We start from the raw sequence: 12,888 nt of genomic DNA, 5'->3' as shown, positions 1-12,888 counted from the left end.
TGACAGCTCTCAGTATAACTACCTAACGGGAAGTTCTATATCTTCAAACATAGCTTCAATCTGCTGTGCGTCTCTCAGTGCAACGGCTTGCTCAACTACAGGTCTAGTCAAGTGTGGCGCAAAATGTTCTATAAAGTCATACATATAAGTACGCAGGAAGTTACCCTTTCTGAAGCCAATCTTAGTGGTGCTATGGGCAAATAGATGGCTTGCATCAATTGCCACTAAATCTTTATCCATATGCTCGTCAATCGCCATAGAAGCGATCACACCCACCCCTAACCCAAGTCTCACATAGGTTTTAAGTACATCGGCACTGGTCGCACTGAAGACCACTCTTGGCTCTAGCCCAGCGCGATTAAAGGACTTTTCGATTTCTGAAGCACGGTCAAAGCCAAATACATAAGTGACCAATGGGAAGCGTGCGAGATCTTCGATACTAATATTGCTTCTCGCCGCCAGCGGATGATCACGCGTAACCACAATCGAACGATTCCAGTGATAACAAGGCAACATGATCAAGTCACTATAGAGGTGCATAGCTTCAGTCGCTATAGCAAAATCAGCGTCACCTCTCGCGGCCAACTCACTGATCTGTGATGGCGTGCCTTGATGCATGTGCAAGTTAACTTTTGGATAGCGATCAATAAAACCTTGGATGATATGCGGCAAAGCATATCTTGCTTGAGTATCTGTGGTCGCGATGTTGAGCTCGCCTTGATCTGGCTTAGTATACTCTTCAGCCACTTTCTTAATACTTTCAACTTTTCCTAAGATGTCGTTGGCGATATTGATCACTTGCTGGCCAGCAGGCGTAACATGGGTTAAATGTTTACCACTGCGGCCAAAAATCTGGATCCCAAGTTCATCTTCAAGCATTCTTACTTGCTTGCTTATACCCGGCTGAGATGTATACAGATTTTCTGCAGTAGCAGAAACATTGAGATTGTAATTTACAACCTCAGCAATATATCTAAGTTGCTGCAACTTCATCTTATATCCTTGTGATGGGCAGGCTAAAAACCTGTCTAAATATATGAGTTATGATCCATTCGAGTATAATTATTGGTTATAGTACAACGCTATAATTAAATCAAATGGAATATAGCACAATAGTTAATCTCTGCGAAGAGATTATAGAATAATGCATGATGAAGATTACTACCCTAGAATATTGATTTATAGTAGCATTAGTCGAATTGTACACTTATTGGTTTTGCTATGATATTTGCGTCAGTCTTGATCTTACTCGGCACCTTATTACTCTTGGTGATCGGCATTAGCATCATTCAGCAACATAAAGCGCGTGTCGAATCAGAAAGGCGTAGTGAACTGGCACGTCATCGCGCAATAATAGATGAAACTGAAGAAGTGTTATCCAACACTGGACTCATCCCTTGCTCTTCGAGTGTCATTCTTGTTCTGTACCGAAGAGTTGAAGATGCATTGACCAGTGCACTACCGCTTGCTCGCAACCAGACTAGCGATTACGAACGTCGTTTAATTGATTTACGTGGCCAGATCCAAGCACTGCAGTCTGCACCAAAGCCAGCGCCAGCTATCGAATTATTTCGCTTGCCTGACAGTGATCGCCAAATCCTGACTCTGGTACAAACGCTTAAAAAGATGAAAGCTATTCTTCGTGCCGAACATAACAAGGGCAAAGTTGAGCCGAGCGTTTTTAGTCAAGAGGAGCAGCGTATCGATAGCTTGCAGCTACGTATCAACGTTGACTCTATGCTAGGGAGAAGCCGAGCAGCCTGCTTTATGAAGCAGTATGGCTCGGCCAAACAGATGGTCACTAAGGCCTTAGCGACCCTGCATACGATTAAAGCACAGACCCCAAATGATCCGTTTATCGGTCTAAAAGTAGAAGAAGCCAAGGCGATGCTTGAAGAGATCACTGGCGCCCAGATGTCGGCTCAGCCCATACGTATCAAAGCTAAAGAAGATGACGATGATATCGATGTCTTGTTCCAGCCAAAGAAGAAATGGTAACCAAAAAGCTTCTGTTTGATTTAAGTAGCTTGACTGATAATTATACTAAACATTTTTAATAAACCGTAACTAGAAACAATTACTAGCCTAAAGATGAACACAAAAAAAAGCCCCGAATTATCGGGGCTTTTTTATGACTTTTTGTTGCACTTTAAGTCAATTACTCGGCTTTGGTCGCCTTAGCTTTTGGCTTGGCTTTAGGTTTTGCTTTGGCCTTAGGCTTAGGCTTGGCTTTTGCCTCTGTCACCCACTTGCCATCAACAAACTTTGATGTCCAGCCAGTCGCCTTACCATCAACATCTGTTGCAACGTACTGCTCTTTAGTCTTACGGCTAAAGCGTACAGATGCAAGATTACCGTCATCGTCAGCCACTGGCGCATCGGCAAGATACTGGTACTTAGGCCATAACAGCTCACGGTACTTCACTAGCTCTTCGACTAACGGGCCACGAGTCTCTCGTGATTTAGGGAATGTGCTCGCCGCAAGGAAGATCCCCGCCGCACCATCTCTTAACACGAAATATGCATCAGACTTAGTACACTTAAGTTCAGGTAAGTGAATAGGGTCTTCTTTTGGTGGCGCAGCCTCACCGCTCCTAAGCAGCTTACGCGTGTTCTTACACTCAGTGTTTGTACAACCAAAATACTTACCGAAACGACCGTTTTTAAGCTCCATATCGTTGCCACAACGATCGCACTCAATAATAGGCCCTTCGTAACCTTTAATCTTAAACTGACCCGCTTCTACCTCATAACCATTACATGTTGGGTTGTTACCACATACGTGTAATTTACGAGCTTCATCGATTAAGTAACTATCCATGGCTGTGCCACAGATCCCACAGCGATGCTTAGCACGTAGAGCTTCAGTTTCAGCGTCTTCACCGCTACTCACAGCCTCTTCACCAGGCGTTAAGTTCAACGTTGTTTTACAGCGCTCTTTTGGTGGTAATGCATAACCAGAGCAACCTAGGAATACACCAGTCGTACCGGTACGAATGCCCATAGGGCGGCCACAGGTTGGACACTTGATGTTATCGGTAATCACCATTTCGTTCGGGCGCATTCCGCCCTCTTCCGGTGGTAATTCAGCGACTTCTAATTGTTTAGTGAAGTCTTTATAGAAACCATCGAGTACTTTTTTCCACTCAAGCTTACCTTGAGCAACATCATCTAATGTTTGCTCCATGCTAGCAGTGAAGTCGTAGCTCATTAGATCTTCAAAGCTACCCACTAAGCTATCACTAACGATTTCACCCATCTTTTCTGCAAAGAAGCGACGGTTATCAACTTTCACATAACCACGGTCTTGGATAGTTGAAATGATCGTAGCGTAAGTAGATGGACGACCAATACCACGCTTTTCTAACTCTTTAACCAAAGACGCTTCACTGTAACGTGGTGCAGGTTTAGTAAAGTGCTGCTTAGGTAGTAGCTCTTTTAGCGTGACGGCATCACCTTGTGCCACGTATGGCAAAGTGTTGTCTTCTTCATTTTTCTTCTTAATGGCAGTTTGAACGCGCGTCCAACCATCGAAACGAAGCGTACGACCCGTTGCTTTAAGCTCATAATCACCTGCCTTTACAGTCAGGCGAGTCGCATCATATTTTGCAGGTGTCATCTGACAAGACACAAACTGACGCCAAATAAGCTCGTATAGGCGCTGTGCGTCCCGCTCCATGTCTGATAGCGACGCTGCACTCACTTTTACATTTGAAGGACGAATCGCTTCGTGGGCTTCTTGTGCGCCTTCTTTGCTGCCATAACGAATAGGTGATTCAGGCAGGTAGTTGTCGCCATACTCTTTACCAATCATGTCACGCACGTTATCGAGCGCTTCTTGGCTTAAGTTAGTCGAGTCGGTACGCATATAAGTGATGTGGCCCGCTTCATACAAGCGTTGTGCCATCATCATAGTCTTCTTCACACCAAAGCCTAAGCGCGTACTCGCAGCTTGCTGTAACGTCGATGTAATATAAGGTGCCGATGGTTTGCTCGATGTCGCTCTGTCTTCACGAGCGGCAACCACAAAGCTGGACTGAGATAACTGACTAACTGCAGTTTGCGCTTCGACTTCGTTGACAGGGCTGAATGCTTTACCTTGGAATTTAACCACCTGCATTTTTAGCAGGTCGTCGGTTAAGGTATTGAGTTCAGCATGAACATCCCAGAACTCTTCTGGCACAAAGGCTTTAATCTCACTTTCGCGTTCAACCACAAGGCGGACGGCAACAGACTGTACACGCCCAGCAGACAGACCGCGGGCGACCTTCTTCCATAATAGTGGAGAAGCCATAAAGCCAACAACACGGTCTAAGAAGCGACGCGCCTGTTGTGCATTAACCATATTGGTGTCTAGCACCGATGGCTGGCTAAATGCATCTTGAATCGCTGTCTTGGTAATTTCGTTAAAAACTACTCGCTGATAACGTGACTCATCTCCACCAATCACTTGCTGTAGATGCCAAGCTATCGCCTCTCCCTCTCTATCCAAATCGGTTGCGAGATAGATATGGTCAGCAGACGCTGCCAGAGTTTGGAGTTCCTTAACGACTTTTTCTTTGCCTGGTAAGGTTTGATAGTTTGCTTTCCAGCCTTTTTCTGGATCGACCCCCATGCGCGCAACTAAAGCTTGCTTCGCTTTTAAACTCTTATACTCAGCCTTCTCCTCTGGAGACATCTTTTTGACTTCAGCAGCTGTCTTACTGACAACTTTAGCGTCTGAACTCGATGATGTTGGCAGATCACGGATGTGACCTACACTCGACTTAACGATGAAATCTTTGCCTAGATATTTATTAATAGTCTTGGCTTTGGCCGGTGATTCGACGATTACTAGCGATTTACCCATAGATTAATTTGCGCCAACGAGTCTCAAAAATCGGAAATTTGGCTCCATATATAGAGGGTTGTGTACAGAGTTTCAAGCTAATCCCTCTTTTATTTGTACTGGAGTATCAATTTTTAACCATTTTTGAAATAAATGTGAAAAAAAATAGTGCGTATTTAAAAACTAATATTTCATTATTAGTCATCAAGCAAGTCATCGGTGTGCATTTCAATTCAAATTCAGTGTTTTTGTCAATTTAAACTCGCTTGTGCGGCACTGTCGCTTAAGTATACTGACCGTAATAATTACAACTCAGAAAAGATATTACAACCTGAGCTACCCTTAAGGAAAACAAGAATGAAGCATTTTGAAGCGAATTTCGACGGACTCGTTGGGCCAACGCACAATTACGCAGGTTTATCATTTGGCAACGTCGCCTCATTAAATAACGCCGCCGCAACCTCAAGCCCAAAAGATGCTGCTAAACAAGGACTCAAAAAAGCAAAAGCGCTAGCCGATCTCGGTTTAGTTCAAGGAATGCTTGCCCCTCAAGAGCGCCCAGACTTACACACACTACGCAGAATTGGTTTTTCTGGCACAGATGCTGAAATCCTTAATAAAGCTGCGAAAGAAGCTCCTGCGCTTCTACGTGCATGCTGCAGTGCATCAAGCATGTGGACCGCTAACGCTGCCACCGTATCTCCTAGCGCTGATACCCATGACGGTAAATTACACTTTACCCCGGCCAATCTTGTCGACAAGTTACACCGCAGTATTGAACCTACGACGACAGGTAACATACTTCAAGCTACGTTTAACGATAGCCGTTATTTCAAACATCACCAACATCTTCCAGAACATACCAGCTTTGGTGATGAAGGCGCGGCTAACCATACGCGTTTATGCAGTGAGTATGGACATGCTGGTGTTGAGCTATTTGTCTATGGTCAGGAGGCCACCAATCCATCTGCGCCAAAGCCGCAAAAGTTTCCAGCTCGTCAGACACTCGAAGCATCACAAGCGGTTGCCCGTCTGCATCAATTAGATGATAACGGCACGGTTTATATTCAGCAGAACCCCGATGTGATTGACCAAGGCGTGTTCCATAACGATGTGATTGCCGTAGGTAACCAAAATGTGTTGTTCTATCATGAGCAAGCTTTTTTAAACACACAGGCAAAACTGACTGAAATCAAAAACAAGTTTGGTGACTCAGCCCTACACTTCGTTGAAGTGCCTACCTCTCAGGTGGCGATTCAAGATGCGGTTAAGAGTTACCTATTTAATACCCAGGTAGTGACCTTACCTTCAGGCGAAATGGCGATTATTGCGCCAACAAACTGTCAAGAAAATCCAGCAGTTTTTGCTTATCTAAATGAATTAGTGACACTCGATACCCCAATCAAGCAAGTGCTCTACTTCGATGTGAAGCAGAGCATGCAAAATGGTGGTGGGCCAGCTTGCCTGCGTTTACGTGTAGCGATGAACCAAGATGAAGTTGCCGCGGTTAACCAACATACATTAATGAATGACGCGCTGTTCACTCGCTTAAATCAGTGGGTAGATAAGCATTACCGTGATCGTTTGTTAGTTGAGGACTTAGCCGACCCGCAGTTAGTCATAGAATCGCGAACAGCGCTCGATGAGCTAACACAAATTATGAAGCTAGGCAGTGTTTATCAGTTCCAGAGATAAGCTTTTTACTGATCTTAAGTAGACATAAAAAAAACCACCATTACGGTGGTTTTTTCATATGTGGCTATACAGCGGTTCATTCCATCGGCGTATCAAACAACTTCCATATGAAGCGAGCAACACCTAATTGATAGCTGCCACTGAAACAGATGGTTTGAGCTGAAAAAAAGCCCTGCTATCGCAGGGCTTTTTAGGTGAAGCTTATTACTCACACGTAGCAGTTATTATGCATCAATGAATGGTCATTGATATTGTCGCAATCAGTGTTAAATCACCATTTGGCGTAACAGCTTCAATAACTAGCGTACCTGACTCAGGGTCATCAGCACCTTTGATCACAACACTGTACGGCAAGGCGCCATTTTTATTAGTCGAAGGAATAGTAAATGTGCCATTACTTGCCAAACTGCCAACTGATGGCTTGAAGGTCAAAATGGTACCAGAAGGTAACGGTTGGTTGTGTAGATCACTTACTATAATCGATACGCCACCTGTCGATTTACCCAAAATATCTAGCGTATTATTATCGTTAAGGCCATCACAAGCATCGACTTCACCAGGTTTATCAATACAGCTATCTGAGATAACCGGAGTCGATGAATAAGCGTGACTGCCTGCCATCACGATCACGGCACTCGCTCTAACGTTTAATGATTTATTTGTCGTTGAACAGCCAGAATGAGCTGTACCGTTTACATCAAGTGCACATAAACTACCGTTATATAGACCATCTGCACCATCGAAAACACTATTATTGTTAAAGTCCGCGAATGTTTCTAAATCACCGCCGTCTTCACCAGTTGTTTCAGGGTTATAGACTGTGTCTTCGTTATGATCGACAAATGCTTCTGTTAGATCATAGCTATTACCTGATACATCATGCTTGCTATTAAAATCAGTAACTTCGGAGGCATCAAAGCGACCATTACCGTTCGTATCAGGGAAGGATTCTTCACCGATAGCGGTTGCGAGAATAGTGACACGCCCGCCATATGGTTGCCCAAGCTTTGGTGTTTCCGAAGGAGCACTATCGAGAACCGCACCAGTTGGTCTTGGGTTTTGACTGGTCCACTTTACAGAACAAGTGCCATTTAACGTTACACAAGAAGGATCAATAGAACCACCTTCGGTAGTGAACGAAACTGCCGTTCCATCTGGTACTGGGTTATTAAAGGCATCGGCAAGCCTAGCAGTAACGTTAACTTCTGTGCCATCGTAATCCCAGCCTTCGGGACTCGCATTATCAACTGATAAAGAGAAACTATCTTGATCTGGCAAACCAGTTGAAATCACCAGTAAGTTTGACTGACTAGATATTTCAGGCGTTTTACCATCAACAATGGCAGTCACTCTCACAGATGTTGCAACCGTACCTGAATTCACTACTGTCTGTGCAATACCATTTGCATCCGTTGTTGCATTAGCGGGATCAATTTCAATATCTCCAGCTTCTGTATTTAGAGAAAAGTTCACTTGCTGGTTTTTAACTGGATTACCGTTACTATCTAGTACTTTAAATTTAACTGTCGATGCTTCAGCACCACCAGTGCCTTTTAAACGAATATTCTCGGGCAGAGCCTCGACGAAATAGATACTACCAATACTGGCTGGCAGCACTGTCAACTTAGCAGAAGCCGTTAATGCTTTACCACCTACATTGGCACTAACATTAACACTATCCTCTCCAACACACCCTTTTGCAAGATAGGTACTGGTCGCAACACCGTTAACGGCAATAACAGGTGAACTAATTTCAGCTTCAGGTGATGCTTTAGCTGAACAGATAGAAGAAAAGATTACTTCTGCGGGTTCAGTGAACAACTTGCCTTGATCGTCTTGCAAGGTAACCGAAATACTTGCGGTACCACCAGCAGATACACTGACTGGATTAATTGAAGCTACACCTGACTCAAATGGCGTACCACTTCCCATAAGGACGTTTGTTGCTCCAATAGTAAAGGGGAGACTGGCTGTTTCACCAGTTAAAATCGTTACTGTAGCATTGGCTGCCCCAGGTTCAGCTCCGGCGAGTATTTGTGCTCGAGCGACCCCATTTTCGGTTACTGCGGTATTAATAGGGATCTCACCGCGGCTTGTAGAAAAGGTAACAATCGTCTCTTTAGAAAGCCCAGTCACTGTCGCCACCAAGAAACCTGGAGATAGACTACTGATCCCTGATGTAGGCTGATCATTTTCATCAACTAAGCTGATGGCTACCGATGCACCATTACCCGCATCACCACCATCACCGACCATAGTGACATTAATACTGGCGGCTTCTCCAGTAGAAGTTGTTGCTGTAACCGTGGCTCCTGTATTAATAGAAGCTGTGTTTAAGGTAACGACTGCATTGCCTTCATTATCAGTAGAGACTTCACCAGTTGCAGGATCAAAAGAGCCGTAGGTTGCATTATTTAATGAAAATGAGACTAACGTGCTAACTGCTGCTCCATTTGAATCGGTCACCTTAGCTGTAATCTGTGCATTTTCTGCAACCGAAATAAGTGAATTTGTCGTACTTAACGCTATTGAAATAGTTGTTGGATCTGGAGTCGTTCCACCATCATCGTCTTCAGAAATACTCCCTCCGCCACTACAACCAACGAGAATAAATGACCATATAAAAGCAATAAAAATGCTATAAGCTGACTTCATTGTCAGACTCCCTGTTACTCAGATTATTATTTTCGGCAACACTTCTGCCACCTAGCAACTTACATTACACAATTTTCCCATAACTTTTCCACAATAAACATCTATTTATTTGCGAGAACCCGGTAAAACTTAACTTTTACCCCATTTCCTCGGTGTCACTTTCTTGCTAGGCTTTAGAACGCAAATTGAAAAGCATAAAAATTATACAGGAAGCACTATGTCTGCTACGAAAACTAAAAAACTCGGCCTCACGAGTAAGATAATTATCGGTATGTTTACCGGTATTATTCTCGGACTCTTACTACGCAATCTGTTTCCAGAGAGTGACTTTATCAAAGAGTACATCACTGAGGGTGTGCTAAATGTAATCGGTACTATCTTTATCTCAAGCTTGAAAATGCTTGTTGTTCCTCTTGTCTTTGTTTCATTAGTCTGTGGTACTTGTTCGCTAAGTGAACCCTCTAAAGTAGGTCGCTTAGGTGGCAAGACCATCGCGTTTTATCTATTCACCACAGCCATTGCCCTTTCAATGGCGATTCTAGTTGCCATTGCTATCCACCCTGGCAATGCCAGTATGGTGACTGAAGGAATGCAGTTTGACGTCAAGCAGGCCCCAAGCCTTTCTGATGTACTTATTAATCTTGTGCCTACCAACCCACTGCATGCGATGAGTGAAGGTAATATGCTGCAGATCATCATCTTTGCGGTGATCTTTGGTTTTGCTATCTCGCATATTGGTGAACGTGGTGCGCGTGTCGCAGCACTGTTTAACGACCTTAACGAAGTGATCATGCGTGTTGTAACACTTATCATGCAACTTGCTCCTTACGGCGTGTTTGCCCTGATGGCAAAATTGGCGCTCACACTGGGGATGGAAACCTTTGGCAGTGTCGTTAAATACTTCTTCGTAGTACTAGGTGTGTTACTTGTTCATGCATTCGTGGTGTACCCGGTGCTGCTTAAAGTGTTCTCTGGGCTCAACCCATTCACCTTTATCCGTAAAATCCGTGACGTACAGCTATTTGCATTTAGTACAGCGAGTTCAAACGCGACGCTGCCTGTGACTATTGAGACTGCAGAGCACCGTATGGGCGTGGATAATAAGATTGCCTCTTTCACCCTGCCACTTGGTGCGACTATTAACATGGATGGCACCGCGATCATGCAAGGCGTTGCGACCGTCTTTATTGCCCAAGTCTTTGGTATCGAGCTAACAATTACCGATTACGCTATGGTTGTTGTTACAGCAACGCTTGCCTCTATCGGTACTGCCGGTGTACCTGGTGTGGGTCTAATCATGCTTGCCATGGTACTGAACCAAGTCGGTCTGCCTGTTGAGGGTATCGCGCTGATTATTGGTGTAGATAGACTGCTGGATATGGTGCGTACAGCGGTTAACGTAACCGGTGATACAGTAGCAACTGTGGTGATTGCTAAATCTGAAAATGAGTTTAACGAAGAGATCTTCAATGATACTCAAGCGGGTAAAGTCGCTCCAGGTTTCAACGCTCAAGTTCATGCTGAAGAAATGAAGTTGAACAAGTAAAAAGCTAGGTTCAATCTAAAAAGGCGTCCAATTGGACGCCTTTTTAATGACTTACTTTCGCTAGTTAAGGCAGCCATTTTACGCTGGCAAACTGCTAGCTTATCGCATCATCTATTAAGCAACATTAAGCTGCTTCAATATTCTTGCGGGTACACCGCCGACCATACAGTCTGCAGGTACATCTTTATTTACAACAGATCCAGCAGCAACGATAGAACGTGCACCAATAGTCACACCTTGATTGATCACCACATTGCCACCAATCCAGACATCATCTTCAATGGTGATCGGTAAGCAAAAAGTCTCCCACCTGCGACGACTTAAATAATCTATAGCATGGGATGCGGTGTAAAACTGACAACTTGGTCCCACCATAACCTGATTACCTATGGTAATTTTCGCGCCATCGAGCATCACAGCCCCCATATTAATGAAGCTACCGTTACCAATCGTAATCTGCTTGCCAAATTCACAATTAAACGGCTCTCGTACAATCGAGCCCTCACCAATACTGTTGAGCAATTGCTTTATCAAGCACAGGGTTTCGCTAAAACCTAGACTATTGTTGATTTGCTTTTGCAATAAATAGGCATTGTCTCGTACAGCTGAAATTTCAGGATCCGCACCGGCAAAGATTTTACCATTGAGCATTTTTTCGTATTCGGTCATATCATCACTTTTTTATTGTTATGTTAGAGTAGATTCAAAAAAGGCATAACCTGATCACCAAGTTATGCCTTTATATTGCTTATAGCCGCCTATAGGCGCTACTTAGGGTTATCTTTCCCAGTATGACTCTTCTAAGCTGTCTTCACGCTCTGGTAGGCCTCGAGAGAGTCGTGGGCTATGTTGAGCCAGCACTTCATAAGCCACGCGGTTAGCATACTTACAAATTTGCGAGAACGATGAGTAACACAAACCATCACGCTTATGCTTGCTCGAACCCGGAACATTGGTCTTATGGAAAGTATTTGACGCTAAGTCGTGCAGCAAAGCTGCTAATGCACCATCGCCTGCACCGTTAGTGTTACGAATAATCTCTGGCCCCCCCATATAAGGAGAGATATGCGCGTACACCTTTAAAGGTGAATCGCAATCAGCCTTTAATTTAGGACGAGAGAACTCGTAGCGGTTAAACTCAGGAATTGAACCTGGCAGCAAGGTATGGCTAGTTTCACGCTTTTCTGAGTCTTCTGTGTAACCTGCAGTGTAAAGACCTAAAGGACCCGCTGTAGTCAATACCATGTCACACCACTCAAGCGCAGCTTCACTGGCTTGCAGTGGATCACTAAAGCCTGTTAATGCTTCACCTTCATCTTCATTCATCGCCAAAATAGTCACGTGCTCTTTGATGAACTCCTGCCACCATTTTGGATCTTCTTCGATTAAGAAACGCGTACCTAGTGTCAGAACAACAGGCACCTCTGCTTCTTTAGCGTAACTGATTGCCGTCATCGCAGCTTCAGTTATCTGATCATCACCACTGGCGCGCATTAAGTAGGCGGTTAGAATGAGCGCCGATCCACCTTGAACCACCTCTTTATCGATATATTCAGGTGTAAGCTGATCCATTGAGCCTTTACTGATGGCAAAAGTACGCTCACCGCATTCTGAAATAAGAGTGAAACAGCGACCAATTGGACCCGCTACAGGTTGCAAATAGTTTAGATCAACTTTAGAAGAAGTATTACAAAGGTAGCGATATGCATAGCTCCCCACCTCAATGTTTTTGCTCATTACGCCAAATAACACAGAGCGGTCATCGGCTAGAATTGAGTAGTTATGTACTGTGTTACCGATAGTGCCACCAGCAAACTCGTCGCTGATCAATTCATTGCTTTTAAGCTCAGTATAAAGTGCATGGGCCTTGTCATCATCGATCAAGGTTGAGTTGCCTTTAGGCAGCTCGTAGCGGCTCAATAACTCATCTTCCACTTTCGCCTCAATGTCTACAAGCGTCTGATCGATACCAGAGATGTAGGTTGAAATCGGTAGAGGCTGTTGGATCAACTGTGCAAGCAGTGGATCGCGGTTTTTAACTGGAAAATAATGTTTAGACTTACGCTGACCTGGAAACTTCATATTGAGCTCTCTTTCATTCGGCATCCATGCAAAATATAAATTAAAACGGGTAAGTTATCTCAAGCTGTTTATTCAATACGAA

8 protein-coding genes are annotated in these 12,888 nt (G+C 44.1%); 3 read left to right on the top strand and 5 right to left on the bottom strand.

Features of this window, described 5'->3' with window-relative positions:
- Positions 1 to 18: 18 nt before the first annotated feature.
- Positions 19 to 993 (bottom strand): HTH-type transcriptional regulator CysB, encoded by a 975-nt coding sequence (gene cysB / locus SPEA_RS08120; protein WP_012154786.1) that lies wholly within the window; start codon positions 991 to 993, stop codon positions 19 to 21.
- A gap of 228 nt (positions 994 to 1,221) precedes the next feature.
- Between cysB and SPEA_RS08115 the strand changes: the two genes are divergently transcribed.
- Positions 1,222 to 1,998, top strand: coding sequence for a hypothetical protein (locus tag SPEA_RS08115; RefSeq protein WP_012154785.1), 777 nt, complete (start codon positions 1,222 to 1,224; stop codon positions 1,996 to 1,998).
- A 160-nt stretch (positions 1,999 to 2,158) separates the two neighbouring features.
- Here SPEA_RS08115 and topA read toward each other — a convergent pair whose 3' ends face one another.
- Positions 2,159 to 4,849: a type I DNA topoisomerase gene (topA, locus tag SPEA_RS08110; RefSeq protein ID WP_012154784.1), complete on the bottom strand. Its 2,691-nt coding sequence runs from the start codon at positions 4,847 to 4,849 to the stop codon at positions 2,159 to 2,161.
- A 336-nt stretch (positions 4,850 to 5,185) separates the two neighbouring features.
- On the opposite strand from topA, the gene astB reads away from it, so the two are divergent.
- Positions 5,186 to 6,523, top strand: a complete 1,338-nt coding sequence (gene astB / locus SPEA_RS08105) for an N-succinylarginine dihydrolase (protein ID WP_012154783.1) — start codon at positions 5,186 to 5,188, stop codon at positions 6,521 to 6,523.
- A 231-nt stretch (positions 6,524 to 6,754) separates the two neighbouring features.
- On the opposite strand, the gene SPEA_RS08100 is transcribed toward astB, so the two are convergent.
- Complete coding sequence (locus tag SPEA_RS08100) at positions 6,755 to 9,178, bottom strand: Ig-like domain-containing protein (protein ID WP_012154782.1); 2,424 nt, start codon at positions 9,176 to 9,178, stop codon at positions 6,755 to 6,757.
- A gap of 217 nt (positions 9,179 to 9,395) precedes the next feature.
- On the opposite strand from SPEA_RS08100, the gene SPEA_RS08095 reads away from it, so the two are divergent.
- Positions 9,396 to 10,724 (top strand): dicarboxylate/amino acid:cation symporter, encoded by a 1,329-nt coding sequence (locus SPEA_RS08095; RefSeq protein WP_012154781.1) that lies wholly within the window; start codon positions 9,396 to 9,398, stop codon positions 10,722 to 10,724.
- 114 nt (positions 10,725 to 10,838) lie between these two features.
- On the opposite strand, the gene SPEA_RS08090 is transcribed toward SPEA_RS08095, so the two are convergent.
- Together SPEA_RS08090 and SPEA_RS08085 are read right to left on the bottom strand one after the other, a co-directional pair.
- Complete coding sequence (locus tag SPEA_RS08090) at positions 10,839 to 11,393, bottom strand: sugar O-acetyltransferase (RefSeq protein ID WP_012154780.1); 555 nt, start codon at positions 11,391 to 11,393, stop codon at positions 10,839 to 10,841.
- A 108-nt stretch (positions 11,394 to 11,501) separates the two neighbouring features.
- Positions 11,502 to 12,806 carry an inosine/guanosine kinase gene (locus SPEA_RS08085; protein ID WP_041410886.1) on the bottom strand — a complete coding sequence of 435 codons (1,305 nt, stop codon included), beginning with the start codon at positions 12,804 to 12,806 and terminating at the stop codon, positions 11,502 to 11,504.
- Between the last annotated feature and the right edge of the window lie 82 nt (positions 12,807 to 12,888).

The organism is Shewanella pealeana ATCC 700345 (assembly GCF_000018285.1).
Lineage (GTDB): Bacteria > Pseudomonadota > Gammaproteobacteria > Enterobacterales > Shewanellaceae > Shewanella > Shewanella pealeana.
This window is presented reverse-complemented; position numbering and strand designations above follow the sequence as displayed.